The sequence below is a fragment of the Frateuria hangzhouensis genome (genome assembly GCF_026410505.1).
GTDB classification, from domain to species: domain Bacteria; phylum Pseudomonadota; class Gammaproteobacteria; order Xanthomonadales; family Rhodanobacteraceae; genus Frateuria_A; species Frateuria_A hangzhouensis.
The window spans coordinates 13,658-37,325 of sequence record NZ_JAPMIU010000019.1 but is presented as its reverse complement, the minus strand read 5'-3'; the positions used below and the strand labels follow the sequence as shown (position 1 = coordinate 37,325).

At 68.2% G+C, this 23,668-nt stretch carries 19 protein-coding genes; 13 read left to right on the top strand and 6 right to left on the bottom strand.

The features are described 5' to 3' along the window. Positions 1–451: 451 nt before the first annotated feature. Positions 452–1,162: a YoaK family protein gene (locus OSC30_RS15660; RefSeq protein ID WP_267172799.1), complete on the top strand. Its 711-nt coding sequence runs from the start codon at positions 452–454 to the stop codon at positions 1,160–1,162. Here the strand turns inward: OSC30_RS15660 and OSC30_RS15655 are convergent. Further along, positions 1,150–2,082, bottom strand: coding sequence for a carbohydrate kinase family protein (locus OSC30_RS15655; protein WP_267172798.1), 933 nt, complete (start codon positions 2,080–2,082; stop codon positions 1,150–1,152). The two genes, OSC30_RS15660 and OSC30_RS15655, sit on opposite strands and share 13 nt — an antisense overlap. Positions 2,083–2,323: 241 nt before the next feature. Between OSC30_RS15655 and OSC30_RS15650 the strand changes: the two genes are divergently transcribed. The 12 genes from OSC30_RS15650 to OSC30_RS15595 all read left to right on the top strand — a co-directional run bounded on the left by OSC30_RS15650 (position 2,324) and on the right by OSC30_RS15595 (position 15,873). Next, the gene (locus tag OSC30_RS15650; protein WP_267172797.1) at positions 2,324–3,370 is read left to right on the top strand and encodes a rod shape-determining protein; all 1,047 of its coding nucleotides are present in this window, start codon (positions 2,324–2,326) and stop codon (positions 3,368–3,370) included. A gap of 240 nt (positions 3,371–3,610) precedes the next feature. After that, positions 3,611–4,534 (top strand): rod shape-determining protein MreC, encoded by a 924-nt coding sequence (gene mreC / locus OSC30_RS15645; protein ID WP_267172796.1) that lies wholly within the window; start codon positions 3,611–3,613, stop codon positions 4,532–4,534. Further along, positions 4,531–5,016, top strand: a complete 486-nt coding sequence (gene mreD, locus OSC30_RS15640) for a rod shape-determining protein MreD (protein WP_267172795.1) — start codon at positions 4,531–4,533, stop codon at positions 5,014–5,016. Before mreC ends, mreD begins: the two co-directional genes overlap by 4 nt. 1 nt (position 5,017) lies before the next feature. After that, positions 5,018–6,961: a penicillin-binding protein 2 gene (gene mrdA, locus OSC30_RS15635; RefSeq protein WP_267172794.1), complete on the top strand. Its 1,944-nt coding sequence runs from the start codon at positions 5,018–5,020 to the stop codon at positions 6,959–6,961. Continuing rightward, on the top strand, positions 6,958–8,073 hold the full coding sequence (gene rodA / locus OSC30_RS15630; protein WP_267172793.1) for a rod shape-determining protein RodA: 1,116 nt from the start codon (positions 6,958–6,960) through the stop codon (positions 8,071–8,073). The genes mrdA and rodA overlap by 4 nt, the downstream gene beginning before the upstream one ends. Before the next feature lie 91 nt (positions 8,074–8,164). Next, a complete protein-coding gene (mltB, locus tag OSC30_RS15625; RefSeq protein WP_267172792.1) occupies positions 8,165–9,169 on the top strand; it encodes a lytic murein transglycosylase B in 1,005 nt (334 codons plus the stop codon). Further along, on the top strand, positions 9,166–10,080 hold the full coding sequence (locus tag OSC30_RS15620) for a septal ring lytic transglycosylase RlpA family protein (RefSeq protein ID WP_267172791.1): 915 nt from the start codon (positions 9,166–9,168) through the stop codon (positions 10,078–10,080). Before mltB ends, OSC30_RS15620 begins: the two co-directional genes overlap by 4 nt. A 77-nt stretch (positions 10,081–10,157) precedes the next feature. Further along, positions 10,158–11,414, top strand: a complete 1,257-nt coding sequence (locus OSC30_RS15615) for a D-alanyl-D-alanine carboxypeptidase family protein (protein ID WP_267172790.1) — start codon at positions 10,158–10,160, stop codon at positions 11,412–11,414. Next, positions 11,414–11,704 carry a YbeD family protein gene (locus tag OSC30_RS15610; protein WP_267172789.1) on the top strand — a complete coding sequence of 97 codons (291 nt, stop codon included), beginning with the start codon at positions 11,414–11,416 and terminating at the stop codon, positions 11,702–11,704. Before OSC30_RS15615 ends, OSC30_RS15610 begins: the two co-directional genes overlap by 1 nt. A 236-nt stretch (positions 11,705–11,940) precedes the next feature. Beyond that, complete coding sequence (gene lipB / locus OSC30_RS15605) at positions 11,941–12,618, top strand: lipoyl(octanoyl) transferase LipB (protein WP_267172788.1); 678 nt, start codon at positions 11,941–11,943, stop codon at positions 12,616–12,618. Positions 12,619–12,628: 10 nt separating this feature from the next. Then, positions 12,629–13,633: a lipoyl synthase gene (gene lipA, locus OSC30_RS15600; RefSeq protein ID WP_267172787.1), complete on the top strand. Its 1,005-nt coding sequence runs from the start codon at positions 12,629–12,631 to the stop codon at positions 13,631–13,633. An 11-nt stretch (positions 13,634–13,644) separates the two neighbouring features. Continuing rightward, complete coding sequence (locus OSC30_RS15595) at positions 13,645–15,873, top strand: carboxy terminal-processing peptidase (RefSeq protein WP_267172786.1); 2,229 nt, start codon at positions 13,645–13,647, stop codon at positions 15,871–15,873. Positions 15,874–16,133: 260 nt separating this feature from the next. Here the strand turns inward: OSC30_RS15595 and OSC30_RS15590 are convergent, their stop codons facing one another. The 5 genes from OSC30_RS15590 to OSC30_RS15570 form a co-directional block, all read right to left on the bottom strand. Next, positions 16,134–17,873: a M1 family metallopeptidase gene (locus OSC30_RS15590; RefSeq protein WP_267172785.1), complete on the bottom strand. Its 1,740-nt coding sequence runs from the start codon at positions 17,871–17,873 to the stop codon at positions 16,134–16,136. Between the two features lie 149 nt (positions 17,874–18,022). Continuing rightward, on the bottom strand, positions 18,023–19,420 hold the full coding sequence (locus OSC30_RS15585; RefSeq protein ID WP_267172784.1) for a leucyl aminopeptidase family protein: 1,398 nt from the start codon (positions 19,418–19,420) through the stop codon (positions 18,023–18,025). A gap of 294 nt (positions 19,421–19,714) precedes the next feature. Continuing rightward, the gene (locus OSC30_RS15580) at positions 19,715–20,416 is read right to left on the bottom strand and encodes an HAD family hydrolase (RefSeq protein ID WP_267172783.1); all 702 of its coding nucleotides are present in this window, start codon (positions 20,414–20,416) and stop codon (positions 19,715–19,717) included. 12 nt (positions 20,417–20,428) lie between these two features. Then, positions 20,429–21,718 carry a LysM peptidoglycan-binding domain-containing protein gene (locus OSC30_RS15575; RefSeq protein WP_267172782.1) on the bottom strand — a complete coding sequence of 430 codons (1,290 nt, stop codon included), beginning with the start codon at positions 21,716–21,718 and terminating at the stop codon, positions 20,429–20,431. 349 nt (positions 21,719–22,067) lie between these two features. Further along, positions 22,068–23,450, bottom strand: a complete 1,383-nt coding sequence (locus OSC30_RS15570; RefSeq protein WP_267172781.1) for a DegQ family serine endoprotease — start codon at positions 23,448–23,450, stop codon at positions 22,068–22,070. Positions 23,451–23,668: the final 218 nt, after the last annotated feature.

Genomic DNA, 23,668 nt, shown 5'->3' with positions numbered 1-23,668 from the left:
GGAGAGGGTTTTTCTTTTGCGCCGTGCGTGCCCTCGCGGCGGCAACGACATCGTCAGCACCGGCGCTTGGTACAAAAGTCCTCCTCGCGAAGAACAGACTCGCGCAAAGCCCTTGGAGGAGCGCCCCCGGGGCGCCACCACGCGGGCAGTGGTTAGCCGGGGAACGGCCAGCATCGCGGCGCGGTCGCGCCCAAGGCCGCTCCTACAAAGAGTGGGCCATGCGCGTTGCGCGACCCTCTTCCCCTCCGGAACGAAGGCGTGATGAGCTGCTGTCTGTCTGGATGGATAAGGCTTGCTTCGTGGCCTGTCCGGGGATTTGTTTCGGCTCCAAGGAAAGATCTTTCTCCGGAGTGGAGGGGCTGGCAAGGACCTTGTGCTGCCATCCCATATCGGCCAACTGAAGTCGGCCCCGTGACTCCCATCCCGCTAGATTTCCGTGCGGAGGTGGACCATGGAACATGCCGATGCGCGCTGGCTGGAGTGGTCGCTGCCAGCGCTGGCCTGGGTCGGTGGCAGCCTGGACGCCATGAGCTACCTGGCACTCGGGCATGTATTCACCGCCAATATGACCGGTAATACCGTGCTGCTGGCGATCGCGTTGGGTACGGGGACTGCGTTGCGGGCGCTGCGCTCGTTGCTCGCCGTCTGCGGGTTCGCGCTCGGCGTGGCTGCCGGCACCGCTCTGCTGCGCGGGCAGGCGGTCGGATGGAGCACGAGGGTGAACCGTGTGCTGCTGCTGGAGGCCGTGTTGCTGGGCACAGCCGCGCTGGCTTGCGCCTGCGGCCACCCTTCGCTGCCGGTGTCGTGGATGCATGCGCTGATCTCCATGCTGGGCATGGTGATGGGTATGCAGAGCGCGGCCGTGCGGCAGGTCCACTTGTCCGGCGTGTGGACCACCTTCATCACTGGCACGTTGACCGAATGGGTCGCTGGGCTGGTGGACCGCACGCCGGCGCAGGAGCTGCCCATCGGCCGTGTCCGGGCAGCGGTGTACGCGACTTATGGACTGGCCGCCCTGGTGACGGCATGGCTGCACCAACCTTGGCCGACTTCGGCCATCGTGCTGCCCTTGCTGGTCTTGCTGGTCTTGCTGGTCTTGCTGGGCGTGGCCGGCTGCGGCGCGTGGAGAGTGCGCCGCAGCCGGCCGGGTCAGAGCGCGTAGCCGAACTGTTCGCGGAAGGCTTCGGCAAACTCGTCGTAGCTGAAGCGCTGGTTCTGCGTGCCGGGGTGCTCGACCTTGAGCGCGCCCATGAGCGACGCCATGCGGCCGATGGTGGGCCAGTCGTAGCCGCGCATGATGCCGAACATCAGGCCTGCCCGGTAGGCATCGCCGCAACCGGTCGGGTCGATCACCTGCCGCTCGCGCGCCGGCGGAATCTCGATCAGCTGGCCGTCGGTGTGAATCACCGAGCCGCGCGGCCCCAGCGTGACGATATAGGCCTGCGTGTGGCTGGCGATCTCGTCCGCGTTCCAGCCAGTGCGCTGCTGCAGCAATTGCGACTCGTAGTCGTTGACGATGACGTAGTCGGCCTTGCCGATCATCGAGCGGAACTCGTCGCCGTTGAACAGCGGCATCGCCTGGCCGGGGTCGAAGATGAAGGGCACGCCCCGCGCCGCGAAATCGTCGGTGTGCTGCAGCATCGCCTCGCGCCCGTCCGGCGCCACGATGCCGAAGTCCGCGTCGGCCACGTCACCGATGTGGTTGTGATGCGAACTGGACATGGCGCCCGGGTGGAAGGCGGTGATCTGGTTGTTGTCCAGGTCCGTCGTGATGAAGCACTGCGGCGTGAACTGGTCCTCGAACACGCGCACGCCTTCCAGGCGGATACCGCAGCGTTGCAGGTGCTCGCGGTACGGGCCGAAATCCTGGCCGACGGTGGCCATCGGCAGCGGATCGCCGCCGAGCAGCTTCAGGTTGTAGGCAATGTTGCCCGCGCAGCCGCCGAACTCGCGCCGCATCTTGGGCACAAGGAAGGAGACATTAAGGATGTGGACCTTGTCCGGCAGGATGTGGTTCTTGAACTGGTCCGGGAACACCATGATGGTGTCATAGGCCAGCGAACCGCAGATGACGGCTGACATGTTCGACGAAACCCCGATGAGCGCACGGACGGCATTCGTCCGGCAAACCCGGCAATCTTAGCGCGGCGCGTCTCTCAAGGCGACAGCCGCTTGCGTGCCGAAGCCGTGGTCGAACCGAAGGAAATGCGCGCATCATCGCGTTCTGCAAGGATTTCTTAACTTCTTCGGCCTTGCGCGGGTAGGGGGCGCTCACTAGACTGACGCGCTTACTTTTCCTCCCGCTGCCGGCGCGCCAGGCCTCATGTTCAAGAAGTTTCGCGGCATCTTTTCCAACGATATTTCCATCGACCTCGGCACCGCCAACACGCTGATCTACGTGCGTGGGCAGGGCATCATCCTCAATGAGCCGTCGGTGGTGGCGATCCGTCAGGACCGCGGTCCGGGCGGTCCGCGTGCGGTCGCCGCAGTCGGTGGGGACGCCAAGCGCATGCTCGGCCGCACGCCGGGCAACATCGCTACCGTGCGTCCGATGAAGGACGGCGTCATCGCCGACTTCACCATGACCGAGGCGATGCTGCAGCACTTCATCAAGCAGGTGCACAAGTCGCGCATGCTGCGTCCCAGCCCGCGCGTGCTGGTGTGCGTGCCGTGCGGTTCGACCCAGGTCGAGCGCCGCGCCATCAAGGAGTCGGCCGAAGGCGCCGGCGCCCGCGACGTGTTCCTGATCGAAGAGCCGATGGCCGCCGCGATCGGCGCCGGCATCCCGGTGCACGAGGCGCGCGGCGCCATGGTGCTGGACATCGGCGGCGGTACCTCCGAGGTCGCGGTGATCTCGCTCAACGGCATCGTCTACTCGCAGTCCGTGCGCGTGGGTGGCGACCGCTTCGACGAAGCGATCATCAACTACGTGCGCCGCAACCACGGCACGTTGATCGGCGAGTCGACCGCCGAGCGCATCAAGCTGCAGATCGGCTGTGCGTTCCCGCAGAGCGACGTCAAGGAGATCGAGATCTCCGGCCGCAACCTCGCCGAGGGCGTGCCGCGCATGTTCACGATCAACTCCAACGAGGTGCTCGAGGCGCTGCACGAGCCGTTGTCGGGCATCGTGGCAGCGGTCAAGTCGGCGCTGGAGCAGACCCCGCCGGAGCTGTGTTCCGACGTGGCCGAGCGCGGCATCGTACTGACCGGCGGCGGCGCGCTGCTGCGCGACCTGGACCGGCTGATCTCCGAGGAGACGGGCCTGCATGTGCAGGTGGCCGACGACCCGCTCACCTGCGTGGCGCGTGGCGGCGGCAAGGCGCTCGAACTGATCGACCAGCACGGCAGCGACTTCTTCGCGCCGGAGTGAGGCGAGGCTCCATCCGCTCACCGGGCCCGCGGTCTGCGTTGGCGGGCCCGGGCAATGCGGGGGAGGCCGGGTGGAGGGGATGCGGGGTGCGCTGTTGAGTTCGGACCGAGGCTGGCCTGGCCGTCCGCGCCTGGCCGATGCCACCATGGGGAACCGCCGATCCGTTGTGCCGGGCCGGTGCGTTCTGCCACGCTTGATGGCGACCGTCCGCGTCGCTCCTTCCTTTTCGGGTTCTAGTTGATGGGCCAGGAATCCTCGCCCCTGTTCGCCGGCTCGACCGGCACCCTGCGGCTGATCGGCTACCTCGCGCTGGCGATGGTGCTGATGGTGCTCGACCATCGCAACGGCTGGATGTGGCGCATCCGCTACAACGCCGCGGTGGCGGTCGAGCCGCTGTACCGGCTCGCCGGCCTGCCGGTGGAGGGCATGCGCACGCTCTCGGTGGCCTTCGCCGATCGCCAGCGCCTGACCGACCAGAACCAGCGCCTGCGCGAGGACCTGCTGCTGGCCAACGCCAAGCTCAATCGCATGGCCGCGGTGGCGCAACAGAACGAACACCTCAAGCAACTGCTCGATACCCAGCGCAGCCTCGAGCTCAACGTGCAGCTGGCGCGCGTCATCGGCGTGGACCTGGGCGCCTACCGCCACCGCCTGCTGCTCAACGTGGGGGCGCGCGACGGGGTCAAGCCCGGGCAGCCGGTGATCGATGCGCGTGGCGTGATGGGACAGGTCATCCAGGCCCTGCCGACCACCTCGGTGGTGATGCTGATTACCGATCCGAACAACGCCTTGCCGGTCACCATCGAGCGCACCGGCCTGCGTACCATCGCCTACGGCTCGCGCGACGGCGATCGTCTGCTGCTGCCGACCATCCCGATGGCCGCCGACGTGCGCGAGGGCGACCGGCTGCTTACCTCGGGCCTGGGCGGGCGCTTTCCGCCCGGCTTCCCGGTCGGCGAGATCGCCCGCGTGACGCCGGCCGCCACCGGCATGTTCCTGGAAGCGCAGGCAACGCCCAGCGCGGACATCAGCCGCAGCGAGGACGTGCTGCTGCTGCATGACCAGGCCGAACCGACCGGCCCGCCCGAGCCGGCGTCGCCGATGGGGCCGCCCGACACACTGGCGCCCGACGGCGCCGGCACGCCGGCGAAGGAGCCGCGATGAACCGGCAACGACTGGGCTTGTGGTGGTTCATCGGCACGCTGGTGATCGCACTGCTGTTGATGCTGGTGCCATTGCCGGACGTGCTTGCACCCTTCAAACCGTACTGGCCGGCGCTGGTGCTGTTGTACTGGTCGCTGGAATCGGGCGACCGGGTGACGCTGGGCCTGGCCTTCAGCATGGGCCTGGCGGCCGACCTGCTCGACGGCGTGTTGCTCGGCGAACAGGCGTTGCGCCTGACCGCGCTGGTGTTCATCGCGCTGCGTTTCCGCTCGCGGCTGCGCTTCTTTCCGATGTGGCAGCAGACCCTCGCGGTGCTGGCGCTGTTGTTCAACGACCGCATCCTGCTGACCATCGTGCGCGTGTTCGCCGGCGACGCGCTGCCGCCGGCGAGCTGGTGGATCTCGCCGTTCGTCGGCGCCGCGCTGTGGCCGTTCGTGTTCCTGCTGCTGGACGACCTGCGCATGCGCCTGCGCCTGCAATGAGATGAAGAAGCGGCGTGCCCTGAAAGACCCGCGCGGTGAGGCGGCGCTGTTCCAACGGCGCTCGCTGGTCGGCTTCGCGCTGATCCTGCTGGGCCTGCTCGCGCTGTCCGGACGCTTCTTCTACCTGCAGGTCGTGCGCCACGACGAGTTCGTGACCCGCTCGGAGAACAATCGCGTCAAGCCGAAGGTGATCCCGCCCGCGCGCGGCCTGATCTACGACCGCAACGGCGTGTTGCTGGCCGACAACGTGCCGGCATTCCGGCTCGAAGTGGTCGCCGAGCAGGTGCCGGACATGAAGGCGATGCTCGCGCAGATCGGCGCGGTGGTGCCGCTGGACGACGATGACGTCGCCGACTTCAAAAAGCGCCTCAAGCAGAGCCGGCGCTTCGAAAGCGTGCCACTGAAGATGCACCTGTCCGAGGACGACATCGCCCGCTTCGCGATCAACCGCTGGCGCTTCCCCGGCGTGGACGTGGTGCCCTATCTCACCCGCCACTATCCGTACGGCGAGTTGTTCGCGCACGTGATCGGCTACGTCGGCCGCATCGACGCCGAGGATCTCAAGCGGCTCGACCCCGACCGCTACCAGGGCACCAGCCACGTTGGCCGCAGCGGCCTGGAGCGTTCGTACGAAGAGATACTGCACGGCACGCCCGGCTACGAGCTGGTCGAGGTCAACGCCGACGGGCGCACCCAGCGCGTGCTGGAAACCCACCCGCCGATCCCGGGCAAGAACCTGTATCTGTCGATCGACGTGCGCATCCAGAAAGCCGCCATGGGCGCTTTCGACGGGCGTGCCGGCGCGGCGGTGGCGATCGACCCGCGCAACGGGCGGGTACTGGCAATGGTCAGCGTGCCGAGCTTCGATCCCAACCTGTTCGTCAACGGCATCAGCACCACCGACTACAAAGCGCTGACCAGTGCGCCGGACAAGCCGCTTTACAACCGTGCGCTGCGCGGCGTGTACCCGCCCGGCTCCACGGTCAAGCCGTTCCTGGCACTGGGCGGGCTGGCCTACGGCATCCGCAAGCCGGAAGACACCGTGCTGTCCACCGGCGAGTTCTGCCTGCCGGGCGCATCGCGCTGCTATCGCGACGACAAGCGTGGCGGCGACGGCGTGGTCGACATGGTCCAGGCCATCGAGAAATCCACCAATACATATTTCTACAAGCTCGCCATGGACCTGGGCATCGACCGGTTGAGCACGTGGATGGGACGTTTCGGCTTCGGCAAGCAGACCGGCATCGACCTGGACGGCGAGGAGAACGGCATCCTGCCCTCGCGTGAGTGGAAAGAGGAACACTCGCGCCAGCCCTGGTATCCGGGCGAGACGGTCATTGCCGGCATCGGCCAGGGTTATTGGGCAGTCACGCCACTGCAGTTGGGGCATGCGCTGTCGATCCTGGCCGGGCGCGGTATCCCGCGCGCGCCGAAGCTGGTGATGGCGACCCAGGATGGCGTCGATGCGCCCAAGCAGTCGGTACCCAATCCGCCGACCGGGCCATCGCTGGTGAATGACCTGGGCCATCTGGATGTCATCAAGCAGGGCATGGAAGCCGTCGTGGCCACCGGCACCGGCAGAAAGCAGTTCATCGGCTTTCCCCTGGTGGTGGCCGGCAAGAGCGGCACGGCGGAACGCTACTCGCGCAGCACCGCGGCCTACGACACCAACAAGAGCAGCGCCTACCTGGCCAGTCGCCACCGCGCCTGGTTCGAGGCCTTCACACCGGCGGATGACCCGAAGATCGCGGTGGTCGCCTTGCTCGAGGCCGGCGCCTGGGGCGCGGAGGCCGCCGGGCCGATCGTACGCTCGATCATGGAGGCCTGGCTGGCCGCCGAGGGCGGGGTGCCGGCCGCGCCGCAATCGCCGGGCGACACCCCGGTTCCCGTCCGGCCGGCCCAGGCTGGGGGCGCGCCGGTGGCGGGCAATGGTGGCGTGCCATGATCGAGATGCTCTACATCCGCATGCGCCGCTTCCTGCGCCGCATCCTGACCCGGCCGCGGATCGACCTGCCGCTCGCGGCCGGGCTGTTCGTACTGGCCATGGTCGGGCTGGTGACGCTGTACAGCGCCGGAGGCCGCGACCTGGGGCTGGTCGGCGGCCAGGCGGCCCGCTTCGTGCTCGGCGGCGCGCTGCTGCTGCTGATCTCGCGCATCCCGCCGACCGTGCTGCGCAGCTGGACGCCCTGGCTCTACGCCGGCAGCACGGCGCTGCTGGTGCTGGTGGCGATCCTGGGCGAGGGCCGCGGTGCGTACCGCTGGCTGGACCTGGGCTTCATGCGCTTCCAGCCTTCGGAACTGCTCAAGCTGACCATGCCGATGATGGCCGCCTGGTACCTGCACCCGCGCCAGTTGCCGCCGAGCTGGAAGGACATGGCGATGGTCGGCCTGCTGATCGCCATTCCGGCCGGTCTGATCGCCGAACAGCCCGACCTGGGCACCGCGCTGCTGGTGACCGGCGCCGGCGCGTTCGCGCTGTTCCTGGCCGGCGTGGCCTGGTGGCGGATCGGCCTGCTGGCCGGCATCGCGGCAGCCATGGTGCCGGTGGGCTGGCACTTCATGCACCAGTACCAGCGCGACCGCGTGCTGACCCTGCTCAATCCGGAGGCCGACCCGCTGGGCAACGGCTGGCACATCATCCAGTCGCAGATCGCGGTCGGTTCCGGCGGCGTCTTCGGCAAGGGCTGGTTGCACGGCACGCAGTCGCGGCTGGATTTCCTGCCCGAGCACACCACCGATTTCATCTTCGCGGTGTTCTCCGAGGAGTTCGGGCTGGTCGGCGTGGCCTGCCTGCTGGCGCTGTACGCCTTCATCATCGGTCGCTGCCTGTGGATCGCGATGGAGGCGCGCGACACCTACTCGCGCCTGCTCGCCGGGGCCATCGCGATGAGCTTCTTCGTCTACGTATTCGTCAACGGCGGCATGATCGCCGGCATGCTTCCGGTGGTGGGCGTGCCGCTGCCGTTCGTCAGCTACGGCGGCACTTCGGCGGTCAGCCTGTTGAGCGGTTTCGGTGTGCTGATGTCGATCCACGCCAACCGCAAGATGCATGAATGAGCGGCGCCCCATCGCCGGCCGCGGAACGCCACGGAATGCCCGTGCACGCGTGTTAGGCTTGGGTGCGATGTCGGTCACCGCAGTGTTCCCCATGTCCCTTTTTCGATCGTGCCGCCTGCCTGGCGTGCTCGCCGCCCTCCTGCTGGCCACCGCCCCGGTGCACGCGGAGAAAACCGTCCATCCCGGCCAGGCCGAACTGGTGCGCGAAGTTGCCCGCGATACGGGCAAGAGCCCGGCCGAACTCAATGCCCTGCTCAGCGGCGCGCAGATGAAGCAGTCGATCATCGACGCGATGAATCGCCCCGCCGAGGCCAAGCCGTGGAAGGACTACCGGCCGATCTTCATCACGCCCAAGCGGCTGGACGCCGGCGTGGCGTTCTACCGCGAGCATCGCGAACTGATCGAGCGCATCGCCGGGCAGTACGGCGTGGCACCCGAGTACCTGGTGGCGATCCTCGGCGTGGAGACCTTCTACGGCGGCAACACCGGCAGCTACAAGGTGCTCGACGCGCTGGTCACGCTGGGCCTGTACTACCCGCCGCGGGCGAAGTTCTTCCGCGAGCAGCTGAAGGTGCTGCTGGAACTGCCGGCCGACCACCTGGGCGGGTCGCTGGACACGCTCACCGGCTCCTACGCCGGCGCGCAGGGCTGGGGCCAGTTCATGCCCTCGAGCATCCGCGACTTCGGCGTGGACGCCGACCACGACGGGCGCATCGACATGCACGATTCGCTGCCGGACATCCTGGCCAGCGTCGCCAACTATTTTGCCGGAAACGGCTGGGAGCGCGGCGGCCCGGTGGCCGCGCGGGCGCAGCCGGATGCGGCGCCGAAGACGCTGGATGTACCCGATACCAAGCCGCACTGGCCGCTGGAACAACTGGAGGCGTGGGGCTATGCGCCGCTGCAGGCGTTCGACCCGGGCCGGATGACCGGCCTGCAGGTGCTCGAGGGCGGCAACGGGCCGGAATACTGGTTCACCTTCCAGAACTTCTACGTGATCACCCGCTACAACAGGAGCCCGCTGTACGCCCTGGCGGTGCATCAGCTGGCCGAAGGCATTGCCGCCGGCGTGCGCTCGGCGGACGCCGTGCCATGAGCTGGCGCGCGGCCGCCCTGGTGTTGCTCGCGCTGGCGCTGGCCGGTTGCGGTGGTTCGCGGCCGCGGCCCTCGCACGGCGGCGGCACGGTCGGCCCGCGCAGCGGCGCGGGCCACGAGCGCGGCGTGAGCGACGACATCAGCCGGCCGCAATCGAGCCGCTACCGCGACAGCAACGACAGCGTGCCGCCGCCGATCGACGTGAGCAAAATCCCCGAGCCGGTACCCAGGGCCGAGCCTCGTTCGCTGTACGGCAACAAGTCGCCCTACACCGTGCGCGGCAAGAGCTACCGCGTGCTGTCCAGCGCGCGCGGCTACGACGAGCGCGGCATCGCGTCCTTCTATGGCGCCAAGTTCCACGGCTACAAGACCTCCAGTCTGGAAAACTACGACATGTACGCCTTCAGCGCCGCGCACAAGACGCTGCCGCTGCCGAGCTACGCTCGGGTGACCAACCTGTCCAACGGCAAGAGCGTGATCGTGCGCGTCAACGACCGTGGGCCGTTCCATGACAACCGGCTGATCGACCTGTCCTACGCCGCCGCCGTGAAGATCGGCATCTGGCCCAAGGGCACCGGCCTGGTCGAGGTGCGCGCGATCGACCCGGCGCATCCGCACGACGATGCGCCCGCTGCGGAACTGGCCGCGCAGGCGGCGGTCCCAATGAATGGCGCGCACCCGGTCATCTGGCTGCAGGTGGGCGCCTTCGCGGATCTGGACAATGCCGATCGCGTGGCCCGCCGGCTCCGCTCGGCCAGGCTGGCGCCTGTGCAGGTAAGCGATGTGCGAGTCAACGGGCGCGAGGTCCGTCGCGTGCGGATCGGTCCGCTGGACGATGTCGACCAGGCTGACCAGCTCACCGCCCAGATCGAACGGCTCGGCCTTCCGCGACCACAGGTCGCGGTAGACTGAGCGATGCTTTTTTCGCGTCGGCGCGGGGGCGCCGGCCACCAGTCCACCGGCCAACACACACAGGATTGACACCGACGATGAGCTTTTTCCGCCGTACCCTGATCACCTTTGCCGCCGCCGCGATGGTCGCCGGCGCCGCCTTCGCGCAGCAGACGCCGCCGAAGCCTTCGCCGGTGCCGCGCCCGACCGTGCCGGAGGCACCGGTGCCGCCGCCGCCGGACGTGGACGGCAAGGCCTGGGTGCTGATGGATTACGCCACCGGGCAGATCCTGGCCAGCAAGAACCCGGACGAGCGCGTGGAACCGGCGTCGATCACCAAGATCATGACCGACTACGTGGTCTCGGCCGAGCTCGGCAACGGCAAGATCAAGATGACCGACCCGGTCACCATCAGCGAGCACGCCTGGCGCGGCGGCGGCGCCGGCACCGACGGCTCCACCAGCTTCCTCAAGCTGCACAGCCAGGTGCCGCTGAAGGATCTGCTGTACGGCATGATCATCCAGTCGGGCAACGACGCGGCGATCGCACTGGCCGAGCACACCGCCGGTTCCGAGGGCAGCTTCGCCAACCTCATGAATGCCTATGCCAAGCAACTGGGCATGACCGGCTCGCACTTCGAGAACGCCTCGGGCTACCCGATCGAGAACCACTACACCACCGCGCGCGACATCGCGATCCTCTCGCGCGCGCTGATCCATGACTTTCCCGAGGACTACGCGATCTCGGCGGTCAAGCAGTTCGAGTGGAACGGCATCAAGCAGGGCAACCGCAACACGCTGCTGTGGCGCGACCCGAGCGTGGACGGCATCAAGACCGGCCATACCTCCGCCGCCGGCTACTGCCTGGCCGCGTCGGCCAAGCAGGGCGATTCGCGCATGATCGCCATCGTGATGGGCGCCAGCTCCGAGAAGGCGCGTGCCGACTCGGCCATGGCCCTGATCAACTACGGCTTCCGCTTCTACGAGACGCACAAACTCTACGGCGCCAACAAGCCGCTGGCCACGCCGAAGCTGTGGAAGGGCGAAGGTGACACGCTGCCGATCGGCATCACCGAGGCGCTGGACGTGACCGTCAAGCGCGGCCAGTACGAGCGGCTCAAGGCCACCATGGACATTCCCGCCACGCTGGTTGCCCCCTTCAAGAAGGGCCAGCAGGTGGGCACCCTGCGCGTCACGCTGGACGGCAAGCCGCTGCAGTCCGTGCCGCTGGTGGCGCTCGCCGATGCCCCGCAGGGCGGCTTCTTCAAGCGCCTGTGGGATTCCATCCTGCTGTGGTTCCACGGCGACAAGAAGGACGATGCCGCGGCCACGGCCCCTGACGCGGACAAAAAATAATGCAGGAAATCGACTTCAGCCAGGCGAAAAAGGAAGGCAAGGGCTTCCAGTTCCCCGGTGAGTTCGAGATCACCGCGGTGGGCGACGCCAGCGCGGATCTGCCCAAGCGCGTGCCGCACATCCTCCAGGACCTGGGCCTGCATGTGTTGCACGAGACGGTCAGTCAGCGCGCCTCGCGCGAGGGCAAGTTCGTCTCGGTCACGGTGAGCTTCCGCTGCGACAACCGCGAGCAGTACGACGGCGCGCACGCGGCGCTGCGCGCCGACCCGGCGATCCGCTACACGCTCTGAGCTTTTAGCTCTGAGCCATTAGCTCCCTCTCCCCCGGCGCAGCCGGGGGAGAGGGTTGGGGAGAGGGGGAGGCCTTTAGCTCTTGGCTTTCTAAAGGCCCGCAGTAGCCACATCCCCGCGAGCCCCGGCCCCTCACCCAGCCCTCTCCCCGGAGGGGAGAGGGCTCAAAGCCGCGCATTGCTTGCAAATCCCTCCCGCGCGCCTCATCTGCTTTCCTTTCCGCCGACAGCGTCGCCATGCCCCCCGATTCCCGCCCGCTCCTGATCCGCCGCCTCGGCCGCCAGCCCTACGAGCGCACCTGGAAGGCCATGAGCGCCTTTACCGACGCGCGCGGTCCGGACACGCCCGACGAGCTGTGGCTGCTCGAGCACGAACCGGTGTTCACCCTGGGCCAGGCCGGCAAGATGGAGCACGTGCTGGCGCCGGGCGACATCCCGCTGATCCCGGTCGACCGCGGCGGGCAGGTGACCTACCACGGGCCGGGCCAGATCGTCGGCTACCCGCTGATCGACCTACGCCGCACCGGCGTGGGCGTGCGCGAACTGGTCAAGCGCATCGAGCAGGCGCTGATCGACACGTTGGCACACTGGTCGATCGCTGCCGTCCGCCTCGAAGGCGCCCCGGGCGTCTACGTGGACGGCGCCAAGGTCGCCGCGCTGGGCCTGCGCGTGCGCCGCGGCTGCAGCTTCCATGGGCTGGCCTTCAACGTGGCCATGGACCTGGAGCCGTTCGGCCGGATCAACCCTTGTGGCTACAAGGGTTTGGCTGTCACGCAGGTGCTAGACTTGGGCGGCCCGTCGCAGCTGGCGCAGGTCGAGGACGTGCTGGTGGATGAGTTCTGCCGCCAGTTCGGCTTCCATGCGGTGCCGGTCGCTCCCATCCTCCCCGAACTCCCCGCGCGCGCCGCGGTCTAGGTAGTCGCAGATGAGCGAAATTCCTTCCAGGGTGATCCCGATCAGCGTGCTCGACGCTGGCGCGGCGGTCGCCGAAAAGCAGCTGGGCAACGACAAGATCGCCCGCAACCGTGCCGGTTTCGATACCGGCGCGCCGACCCTGCGCAAGCCTTCGTGGATCCGCGTGCGGTTGCCGCAGGGCAACGCCGTGCAGGAACTCAAGGCCCGGCTGCGCGAGAACGCACTGGTCACGGTGTGCGAAGAGGCCAGCTGCCCGAACATCCACGAGTGCTTCTCCAAGGGCACCGCCACCTTCATGATCCTGGGCGAGGTGTGCACCCGGCGCTGCTCGTTCTGCGACGTCGCCCACGGTCGCCCGCAGCCGCCCGACCCGCTGGAGCCGGCGCGCCTGGCGCAGACGATCGCCGACATGCGGCTGAAATATGTCGTGATCACTTCGGTCGACCGCGACGACCTGCGCGACGGCGGCGCCGAACACTTCGCCAGCTGCATCCGCGCCGTGCGCCACGCCAGCCCGAACATCAAGATCGAGATCCTCACCCCGGATTTCCGCGGCAAGGGCCGCATGGAGCGCGCGCTGGAAGTGCTCAAGGACTTCCCGCCCGACGTCTTCAACCACAACCTGGAAACCGTCCCACACCTGTACCGCGAGGTGCGCCCGGGCGCCGACTACCAGTGGTCGCTGGACCTGCTCAAGCGCTTCAAGGCGCAGCACCCGGAGGTGCCGACCAAATCCGGCATCATGCTGGGCCTGGGCGAGACCTTCGAACAGGTGATCGAGACGCTACGCGATCTACGCGCCCATGACGTGGACATGATCACCATCGGCCAGTACCTGCAGCCTACGCCGCACCATCACCCGGTCGTGCGCTACTGGACTCCCGACGAATACGACGCACTGCGCGAGGCCGGCGAAGCGATGGGCTTCCATCACGTCGCCTCCGGCCCGCTGGTGCGTTCCTCCTACCATGCCGACCTGCAGGCCCATGCAGCCGGCGTCACCGAGCTCGCCTGAGACCCTTCTTCATGACCCTGCGCCCCACGCTCGCCCTGCTGCTGGCCCTCGTCCTGCCCGTCGCGCATGCGCAAACGCCTGGCGCGCAAGGCGACGAAGGCCGCAAGGCTTCCACCTTGCCGCTGAAGGCATCGTCCACCCAGGCCGACGCCGCGCAGCTGTCCGCGCGTTTCCTGACCCGCTTCCACTACGACGCCAAGCCGCTCGATGACGTCATGTCGGCCAAGGTTTACAAGGCCTACTTCGACATGCTCGACAGCGAGAAGGTGTTCTTCACCCAGGCCGACATGGCGCGCTTCGAGCCGCTGAAGACCCGCTTCGACGATGCGATCTGGAACAAGGACCTGTCCGGCCCGTTCTCGGTGTTCAACCTGTACGTGCAGCGCGCGGTCAACCGCATGGAGTACGCGCGCGGCCTGCTGAAGCAGGGCTTCGACCTCACCAAAGAAGAGAACTACACCTACGACCGCGAGAACGCCGCCTGGCCGCTGGACCAGGCCGCGCTGGACAACCTGTGGCGCAAGCGCACCAAGAACGACTGGCTGCGCCTGAAGCTGGCCGGCAAGAGCGACGAGGACATCCGCAAGACGCTGGACAAGCGCTACGCCGGCTACATCGACCGGGTGAGGCAGCTCGACGGCGAGGATGCCTTCCAGACCTTCATGAACGCCTACGCCGAGACCACCGACCCGCACACCGATTACCTCGGCCCGCGCGCGGCGGAGAACTTCGACATCGCCATGAAGCTCTCGCTGGAGGGCATCGGTGCGGTGCTGCAGGCACGCGACGAATACACGCAGATCCGCGAGGTGGTGCCTGGCGGCCCCGCCGACAAGTCCGGCAAGGTGCACGTGGGTGATCGCATCGTGGCGATCGGCCAGGGAGCCGACGGCGCCATGGTCGACGTGATCGGCTGGCGCCTGGACGACGTGGTCGAGAAAATCCGCGGCAAGAAGGACACCACCGTGCGGCTGGAGATCCTGCCCGCCGACGTGGGCCTGGACGGCAAGCACGAGCTGATCAAGCTGGTACGCAAGAAGGTCAGCATCGAAGAGCAGGCGGCCAAGAAAAAGATCATCGAGGTCAAGGACGGCGATACCACCCGCAAGATCGGCATCATCGACCTGCCCACGTTCTATTCGGATTTCGGCGCGCGCCGCGAAGGCGACAAGAACTTCAAGAGCGCCACCCGCGATGTCGCCAAGCTGCTTGGCGAGCTCAAGGCCGCCGGCGTGCAGGGCGTGGTGGTGGACCTGCGCAACAACGGCGGCGGCTCGCTGGCCGAGGCCAACGAGCTGACCGGCCTGTTCATCGACCAGGGCCCGGTGGTGCAGGTGCGCGACGCGCGCGGCCAGGTGGAAGTGCAGGGCGACGACGAACCGGGCCTGGCCTGGAGCGGCCCGATGGCGGTGCTGGTCAACCGTGGCTCGGCCTCGGCCTCGGAAATCTTCTCCGCTGCCATCCAGGACTACGGACGCGGCCTGATCATCGGCGAGCCGACCTTCGGCAAGGGCACCGTGCAGAACCTGGTGGACCTGGACCGCTTCGCCCAGGGCGGCGGCGAGAAGCCGCAGTTCGGCGAACTGAAGATGACCATCGCCGAGTTCTTCCGCATCGATGGCGGCTCCACCCAACTGAAGGGCGTCACGCCCGACATCCTGTTCCCGAAGAACGGCGACGAGAAGGACTTCGGCGAATCCACCTACGACAACGCGCTGCCGTGGACGCGGATCCAGAGCGCGCCGTACAGCCAGGTCGCCGACCTCACCGCCTACCTGCCACAGCTGAAGACCAGGCACGACGCGCGCGTGGCCAAGTCGCCCGCCTGGCAGCTGATGCTCGACGAGCTGGCGCAGTACAAGAAGATGCGCGACCAGAGCACCACCTCGCTGGACCTTGCCGCGCGGCAGGCCGAGCGCAAGCGCCAGGACGCCATCCAGGCCGACTTCCGCGCGCGGCACAAGGCCATCGACGGCACCGACGCGAGCCTGGCCGAGGAGCCCGTGCTGGACGATGGCCTCAACGCCAACGAGCGCAGCCTCAAGGCCGAGCTCAAGCAGGAGAATAAGGCCAAGAACGCCAAGGATCCCGAGCTGCAGGAAACCGCGCACATCCTGTTCGATGCGATCGGCATGATCCGCGCCGACCCCAAGCTGGCGGCCGAAGTGCTGCCCTACGGCGGCAAGTTCTCGACCGCGGCGGTCACGCCACCGCAGAAGACGGCCACGCAGCCGCATTAATAAAAAAAGCCCGGCCTCGCCGGGCTTTTTTTATGGTTCCCGCCGGTCTGCGGGAAACGGTCCCCCGGCACGCGATCGCCTTGCAGGCGCACCGGTGCGCGACCGCGCGGCACCGATCAGGCGTGGTGGCAGCGCACAGATGCGCTCCTGCACAAACCGAAGGATGCCATCGGGAGCCCAGGGAAACCCTCAGCCGTTCACCCTGAGCATAGCGCAGCGAAGTCGAAGGGCCGCCCCAGCCAGCCCTCCGCAGCAACCCGTCAGTTGCCCTTCTTCTTACCGCCCTTCTTCTCGGCGGCCTGCGCCTTCTTCCACGCCTGGAACGCCTCCACGTGCGGCATCTCCCGCAACACCTTCGAGCGCGGGTCCACGATCATCAGGCTGCCCTCCGGCACGCGGAGCTCGCCCGTACCATCGGCCATCGGCAGCGTGTGCATGGTGTGGTCCACCTGCACGTCCAGCGGCATCGGGAACGGCTCGCCGTGGCCGGTCACCCAGCGGAACTGCAGCATGTCGCCGTGGCGGGTGGTTTCGAGCTTCGGCAGCGCCGCGTCGTACAGATACACGTCGAAGAACCACTTCAGGTCCTTGCCGGTGACCTGGTCGACGATGCCGGTGTAATCCCTGGTGGTGGCATAGCGCGGCTTGAAGTTGCCGGGCTTCGGATCGGGGCGCCCGTAGACCAGCCGGCGCACGCTCTCGAAAAAGGCGTCGTCGCCGATCAGGCCGCGCAACGTATGCAGCACCAGCGAACCCTTGTAGTAGATGTCCAGGCCCGGCCCGGTCTGACCGTCGTAGACCTGCTCCTCGGTCTTGGGCTGCCCCGAGACGATCGGCACCTTGTTCGCCAGCGTCATCCGCTCGGTGTGCAGCATCGCGAAGTACGGCATGTCGCCATGCAGGTATTGCCCGTACAGCGGCTGCATGTAGGTACCGAAACCCTCGTGCAACCACATGTCGTCCCAGTTGCGGTTGGTCACCTGGTTGCCGAACCACTCATGCGCGAATTCGTGCTGCAGCAGCCAGTCGAAGCCGTACTCGCCCTTCGGATAGCCGTTGCCGTAGGCGTTGATGGTCTGGTGCTCCATCCCCAGGTGCGGTGTTTCGACCACGCCCATCTTCTCGTCGCCGAACGGGTAAGGGCCGATCTCCTGTTCGAAGAAGTCGAGCATCCGCGGGAACTGCCCGAATAGCGCCTTGGCACCGGCCTCGTGCCCGCGCAGGTACCACAGCTCCATCGGGATGGTGTTGCCGTAGCGGCTCTTGTAGTCGCCCTTGAGCTCCTCGAACGGCCCCACGTTGAGGGTGATCGCGTAGGTGTCCGGCTGCTTGATGCGCCAGTGCCAGGTGCGGGTGGCGCCGTGGTTTTCGATACCGACCAGCACGCCGTTGCCCGGAGCGGCCAGCGCCTTGGGCACGGTCACGTAGGTGTCGACCAGGTCCGGCTCGCCGGTGGGCTGGTCGATGCAGGGCCAGAACAGGTCGCAGCCCTCGCCTTCCACGGCGCTGGCGATCCACGGTTGGCCGTCGTCGGTGTGGCTCCAGACGAAACCGCCGTCCCACGGTGCATGCTTGGCCACGTGCGGCTTGCCGCCGTAGCTGATGGTGGTGCTGACGTTGCCGCCCTTCGCCAGCGGCTGCGGCAGCTGGATGCGCAGGCGGCCATCCGGATTGCTCCAGGCATCCTTGGACAGCGGCTTGCCGTCGACGGCGACGTTGCGGATCGGCAGGTTCTTGTCCAGGTCCAGCAACAACACGTCGGTTGGCTCGCGTGCGGTGAAGCGCAGCGTGGCCTTGCCATCGAGATGGTGCTTGGCCGGGTCGACGGTGAAGTGCAGTTCCGCGTGGTCGAAATGCAGGCGTGCCTGCTCGACCGGCATGGTGCCGCCGGAGTTCTGCGTCTGCTGGGTGAGTGGGGGCTGCTTGGGAGTGGTATCGGCGGCGTGTAGGGTGCCGGCGAGGGCGAGGCTCAGGCTGAGGGCGAGCAAGCGGCGATGCATGGGGGACTCCGTCGGATTCAACCTCCGGAGCATGCCTGTTTGGCGGAACGGGCGGGATCGCCAGAAGTCATGGTGGAGAGCATCGTCCGCAAGCGGGTTCCTACGGAAGAACTGGCGCACCCGTGGGAGCCCGCTGGCGGGCGATGCTTCTAGAGGGCGTAGCGCCGCTGCAGGAAGGCGAAGCAGGCCCGCAACCCTTGCGCCTCGCCACCGCGCGGCCGGCCGGGGCGGTCGGTGTCGTTCCAGGAATAAGTGTCCAGGTGCAGCCACGGCAAGCCGTCCGGCACGAAGCGCTCGAGGTACAGCGCCGCGGTGATCGCGCCGGCATGCCGTGACGGCCCCGAGTTGGCGAAGTCGGCCACCGACGAGTCCAGCATCTTGCGGTAGGGCCGCCACAGCGGCAGCCGCCACAGCGGGTCGGCCACGGCGCGTCCGGCCTCCAGCAACTGCTCGGCGATGGCGTCCTGGTTGGCGAACAGCACCGGCAGGTCCGGTCCCAGCGCCACCCGCGCCGCGCCGGTGAGGGTGGCGAAGTCCAGCAGCAGGTCCGGCTGCTGCTCGGCGCCGTAGGCGATCGCGTCGCACAGGATCAGGCGGCCCTCGGCGTCGGTGTTGTCCACCTCCACCGTGTGGCCGGCGCGGGTGGTGATCACCTCGCCGGGGCGCATCGCGTTGCCGGCGACGGCGTTTTCCACCGCGGGCACCAGCAGGGTCAGGCGCACCGGCAACTTTGCCTGCATCACCAGCCCGGCCAGGGCGATCGCGTGCGCCGCGCCGCCCATGTCCTTCTTCATGTTGCGCATGCCCTCGGAGGGCTTCAGGTCCAGCCCGCCGGTGTCGAAGCACACGCCCTTGCCGACCAGTACCAGCTTCGGATCGGACGGCTTGCCCCAGCTCAGCTCCACCAGCCGCGGCGCGCGATGGCTGGCGCGGCCGACCGCGTGGATGGTCGGGAAGTTGGCCGCGAGCAATTCGTCGCCGATCCAGTCGCGAAGCTTGGCCTTGTGCGCCCTGGCCAGTTGCTTGATGGCGTCGGCCAGTTGCTCCGGACCCATGTCCTCGGTGGGCGTGTTGACCAGGTCGCGCACGCGCGCGCTGGCCTCGACCAGGGGCGCCAGCACGGCCAGCTCCGCCGCCGGCACGGCCAGCGTGGCAGATGCCCGCTCGCTCTTGCGGTAGCGCGTGAAACGGTAGGCGCCCAACGCCCAGCCCAGCGCGGCCAGGCCGGAATCGGCCGGGGGCGTGCCTTCATCGGCCAGGTGGTAGGTGCCTTGCGGCAGGGCGTACGGCAAGCCGGCCAGGGCCGCCTGCGGTTCCGCCGGATCGATCACCACCAGCACGCGGGCAAGCTTGCCGTTGGCGTCGGGCAGCAGGGCGAAGCGCCCGGCCTTGGGCTCGAAGCCGGTCTGTTCGAGCCAGCGCCGCTGGGCCGCGTCCAGGCGCCGCAAAGCCTGTTTGTAGTGCGCGGCATCGATGGTTTCGACGGGAGTGCCCTGGGCCTTGCCGGCCTTGCGTTCGATCAGGGCAGAGGTGGAACTCTCCGGCATGGCTCTGTGCCTCGTTGCGTTCGGCGAGTCGAACATGATGCGCCGATGGAGAGGGTATGCCAAACGGGTGGTTCGGTTTGCAGCAAGGTGGCGAAAGGACTCCCTCTTCCCCCGGCCCTCTCCACCCGGCGGTGCCGAGGAAGAGGGAGCAAAAGCCGTGGGGTGACGTCGGCGTCACGGGGGATGGCTACGGCGAGGAGGGCGGCCGCGACGTGAAACTGAGCCCTCTCCCCTGCGGGAGAGGGTTGGGTGAGGGGCCGGGGCTCGCGATGATGCCTGCAAGGGCGAAGGACGCTAGCCCGCCCCTTGGCTGCGCTCCAGCCAGTCGACCAACGCGCCCATGTCGGGCAAGTCCAGGTCGGGCGGTGCGCCCAATCCCGGCGGCCAGACCTTCCTCTCGCGGTTGATCCACGCCGTGCGCAGCCCCGCGTCACGCGCGCCGCACACATCCAGCTCCGGATCGTCGCCCACGTGCAGGATGTGCTCCGGTGCCACCCCGAGCCGCTGCGCCGCAGCCTGGAAAATCCGCACATGCGGCTTGCCCACGCCGGTATCGCGCGCGCAGACGTGACAATGGAAATGCGTGTGGATGCCGATCCGCTCCAGATCGGCGTTGCCGTTGGTCAGGCTGGCCACCGGCCAGCGCGCGGTGATCCGCGTGAGCGCCGGCAACGCGTCGGCGAAAAGCTCGACTCGGTTGCGCGCGGCGTAGTAGACCTCCCACAAGGCCTCGATCGGCGCCTCGTCCAGCCCGCAGGCGGCGAAGGCGCGTTGCATGGTCAGGTGGCGCTGGGTGGTGAAATCATGCGCCAGGTCCAGCCGCTCGGCGGCGACCTGCGCGCGCAACTGCCGCATGGCGGCGATCGGCCAGCGCGTGGCGACCTCGGGATGATGCGTGCGCAGGTAGGCGTCCACCTCGCGGTCGGCGCATTCCAGTGCCGGCAGCACCGGCCACAGGGTGTCGTCCAGGTCCAGCGTGAGCGCGAGGATGCGCATGCGCGCGCCGGCTCAGCGCTCGGCGACGCGCAGCACCTGGCCGGCCTTCAGCTCGTCGCCCTTCAAGTGGTTCCAGCTGCGCAGGTCGGACACATCCACCGAGTGCGCGTGGGCGATCGAGGACAGCGTGTCGCCCCGGGCAACCTTGTAGGTACGCGCGTGGGCAGCGGTGGCCTTGACCGAGGCGCTGGCGGTGACCCTGGCGAAGGACGGGCCGCGCGCGGCGGCGACGGTGGTGGCCTGGCCCTCGATACCCTTCAGGCTCGCCCTCGCAGCCGCCTTGGCCTGGCGCTCTTCCAGCGCCTGCCTGGCTTTGGCGGTGCGCTCGGAGGTCGGCGCGGTGGCCACGCGCGAGGCGTAGGTGGCGCCCGGCGCGGCGACCGGTGCGGTAGCCGGGCGCGTCTGCGGCGCTGCGCGCGCGCCCACCGCGGCCAGGATCTGGGCCCGGCGCGAGGCATCGGCCGCGGCCAGCGCGCTGCCGGCGTCATAGGGCAGGGCGTCGTCCCGACGGATCATCGCGGCCATCTTGTCGCCCTTGGCGAACTCGACGAACGCCTGCGCCTCGGCGGCGTGCGGGCTGGACGGGTTGGTCACCAGGTAGAGCGGGGTGTACAGCTTGTAGCTGCCGCTGGCGACGGTGGCGGCGCTGGGCGCGATGCCGTCGATGCGGATCATCTTGAGCTTGTGGTTGTCGGCCACGCGCGAGAGCGCGGTCACGCCGATCGCCTTCGGATCGAGCGTCACCGCCTCTTCCAGCTTGGCGGTATTGACGTACAGCCGCGGCGCGGCCACCGGCTGGTTGCCGCGGCCGAACAGCAGCTTGCGCAGGCTGAATTCGACGCCATCGCCCGGGCTGGCCACCGCGTACACGTGCATCGGCTCGTTGCGGCCGCCGACTTCGCTCCAGTTGGTGATCTTGCCGTAGTAGATGTCGTGCAACTGCTTCAGGGTGAGGCTGCCGACAGGGTTCTTCGGGTGGGTGATCATCACCAGCGCATCCCATGCCACCGGCGTGAACACCAGCCCGGCTTCCTTCGCGCTACCGTTGCCGGGACGCGCGCTGCCGGCGATGTCGGCGCTGCCCTCGCGCAGCGCATCCAGGCCCGAGGCGGTATTGAACGGCTGCACGTCGACCTTGCCATGGCCGCCCTTGGTCCAGGCCGTGGCGACGTCCTGCATCAGGCCGCGCGTGGTGGCCACGTCGCCGCGCAGAACCAGCGTAGGCCCGGCCGCCAGGGCGACGGACGTGAGGCAGGCGCCGAACAGGGCGGCGACGAACAGGCGGACGGAACGGACGGGCATGGCGGGGTACGACCTACGGCTTCGATGATGACGTGAGCGTGCCGTGAAAGGCGGCATGCGCGCAGTGATGGGAGTCCGGTATTTCATCGGTCCCGTCGCCAAACATCAAGCGCGGTCACAGGTTGGCGTTAAGCAAAGGCGGAGAACGGCCGCATGGATGCCGGCGCTTCGGCTCGCTCTCCCGCGTCCTCTATCAAGAGCGGAGCGAATGAATGCGGGGCTCGTGGGAACGTCGCCACGGGGCAAGGGGAAAAAGCATGGGTCCTGGGCACGAACAGGCGACAGCGCTAGAGCGGCCCCTCACCCCGGCCCTCTCCCGCAGGGGAGAGGGAGCCGGGCGGCGGCGCGCCTAATCCATTGGCAGGTAGCGCACGCCGCCGTCGCTTTCCACCACCAGCACCAGTTGCCGTGGCTGCATCGCCACCAGTCCGCGCAGTTCGCGCAGGCTGGTGACGCGGCGGTTGTTCACGCCAATCACGATGTCGCCTTCATCCAGCCCCATGCGCGCGGCGCGGCTGCCGCCTTGCACGCCGGTGACCGCCACGCCGGCGGCGCCCTGGCTGCGCTGGGCCATCGACAGTTCGCTGAAACGCACGCCGGCGAGGCGGCGGTCGAGCGTGGCGCCATCAAGCGTGGCGAGCTTTTCCGGCGTCAGCGTCGCCTTGACCTGCTGTAGGTCGCCGTTGCGCGAGATCTTCAAAGTCACCTGGCTGCCCAGCGGCAGCAGGCCCTCGGCATTGCGCAGTTCGTCGCTGTCGTGCAGCGGCTTGCCGTCGATCGCCTGCAGCACGTCGCCGGGCGCCAGGCCGGCGTTGGCCGCCGCCGAGCCGGGTGCGACGCGCGTCACCACCACGCCCTCGCTGGCCGACAGCCCCAGCAGCCGGGCGATGCGCGGGGTGATGTCCTGGGTCTGCACGCCCAGGCTGCCGCGCACCACCTTGCCGTGCGCGATCAACTGGCCCATCACCTGCGCGGTGAGGTTGCTGGGGATGGCGAAGCCGATGCCCACGTTGCCGCCCGAGGGCGACAGGATCATCGTGTTGATGCCGACCAGTTCGCCGTTCAAGTTCACCAGCGCACCGCCGGAATTGCCCGGGTTGATCGACGCGTCGGTCTGGATGAAGTTCTGGTAGCCCGAGCCGCCGAGGCCGGACCGGCCGAGTGCCGAGACGATGCCCGAGGTCACCGTCTGCCCCAGCCCGAACGGATCGCCCACCGCCACCACGAAGTCGCCCACGCGCAGCCTGGCCGAATCGGCCACCGGCAGTGCCTTGAGGTTCTTGGCCGGAATCTGCACCACCGCCACGTCGGTGTCCGGATCGGTGCCGATCAGCTTGCCCTTGAAGGTGCGCCCGTCCTGCAGCGTCACGGTGATGTCGTCGGCGCCGCCGACCACGTGGTTGTTGGTCAGCACGTAGCCCTTGGCTGCGTCCACGATCACACCCGAGCCCAGGCTCTGCTCCACCCGCTGGCGCGGCGAGGAGGGCAGCCCGAAGAACTGGCGGAAGATCGGGTCGTCGAAATACGGATCGCGCACCGCCACCCGCGTTTTGGTCGAGATGTTCACCACCGCCGGCGTCACCTTCTGCAGCATCGGCGCCAGCGACGGCAGCGGCTCGCCGGCGACCGCGGTGGGCAGGGCCGCGCGCGTGACGCCCGGCCAGCAGCCGAACAGCAGCAAGCCGCAACCCCACGCCAGGGCAACGGTGATACGACGCAGGTGAAGTTTCATGTGCGCTCCATGGCTTTCGTGACGACGCTCTGACTGCAAACACGCCGGCGGGTTCCGTGGCCTGCGGCAATGCCCACGAGGGCGGGCTCCCGCACGCATCTGCCCTCGCCGCCGGGCGGCGGCCGATGGCATTTTCGATCGGCCGCGCAAGCGCGCCAGGCTTCGCCGCCCGTGCGTTGCGCAAGCCAGGTGCGGCCACTACGCTAGCTCGGTCGAGG

Coding starts and splice junctions, on each gene's coding strand:
- lipA (WP_267172787.1), top strand. CDS start 12,629: ATGAGCGAAATTCCTTCCAGGGTGATCCCGATCAGCGTGCTCGACGCT.
- lipB (WP_267172788.1), top strand. CDS start 11,941: ATGCCCCCCGATTCCCGCCCGCTCCTGATCCGCCGCCTCGGCCGCCAG.
- OSC30_RS15580 (WP_267172783.1), bottom strand. CDS start 20,416: ATGCGCATCCTCGCGCTCACGCTGGACCTGGACGACACCCTGTGGCCG.
- rodA (WP_267172793.1), top strand. CDS start 6,958: ATGATCGAGATGCTCTACATCCGCATGCGCCGCTTCCTGCGCCGCATC.
- mrdA (WP_267172794.1), top strand. CDS start 5,018: ATGAAGAAGCGGCGTGCCCTGAAAGACCCGCGCGGTGAGGCGGCGCTG.
- OSC30_RS15655 (WP_267172798.1), bottom strand. CDS start 2,082: ATGTCAGCCGTCATCTGCGGTTCGCTGGCCTATGACACCATCATGGTG.
- mreC (WP_267172796.1), top strand. CDS start 3,611: ATGGGCCAGGAATCCTCGCCCCTGTTCGCCGGCTCGACCGGCACCCTG.
- OSC30_RS15595 (WP_267172786.1), top strand. CDS start 13,645: ATGACCCTGCGCCCCACGCTCGCCCTGCTGCTGGCCCTCGTCCTGCCC.
- OSC30_RS15660 (WP_267172799.1), top strand. CDS start 452: ATGGAACATGCCGATGCGCGCTGGCTGGAGTGGTCGCTGCCAGCGCTG.
- OSC30_RS15585 (WP_267172784.1), bottom strand. CDS start 19,420: ATGCCGGAGAGTTCCACCTCTGCCCTGATCGAACGCAAGGCCGGCAAG.
- mltB (WP_267172792.1), top strand. CDS start 8,165: ATGTCCCTTTTTCGATCGTGCCGCCTGCCTGGCGTGCTCGCCGCCCTC.
- OSC30_RS15590 (WP_267172785.1), bottom strand. CDS start 17,873: ATGCATCGCCGCTTGCTCGCCCTCAGCCTGAGCCTCGCCCTCGCCGGC.
- OSC30_RS15620 (WP_267172791.1), top strand. CDS start 9,166: ATGAGCTGGCGCGCGGCCGCCCTGGTGTTGCTCGCGCTGGCGCTGGCC.
- OSC30_RS15575 (WP_267172782.1), bottom strand. CDS start 21,718: ATGCCCGTCCGTTCCGTCCGCCTGTTCGTCGCCGCCCTGTTCGGCGCC.
- OSC30_RS15615 (WP_267172790.1), top strand. CDS start 10,158: ATGAGCTTTTTCCGCCGTACCCTGATCACCTTTGCCGCCGCCGCGATG.
- OSC30_RS15610 (WP_267172789.1), top strand. CDS start 11,414: ATGCAGGAAATCGACTTCAGCCAGGCGAAAAAGGAAGGCAAGGGCTTC.
- mreD (WP_267172795.1), top strand. CDS start 4,531: ATGAACCGGCAACGACTGGGCTTGTGGTGGTTCATCGGCACGCTGGTG.
- OSC30_RS15650 (WP_267172797.1), top strand. CDS start 2,324: ATGTTCAAGAAGTTTCGCGGCATCTTTTCCAACGATATTTCCATCGAC.
- OSC30_RS15570 (WP_267172781.1), bottom strand. CDS start 23,450: ATGAAACTTCACCTGCGTCGTATCACCGTTGCCCTGGCGTGGGGTTGC.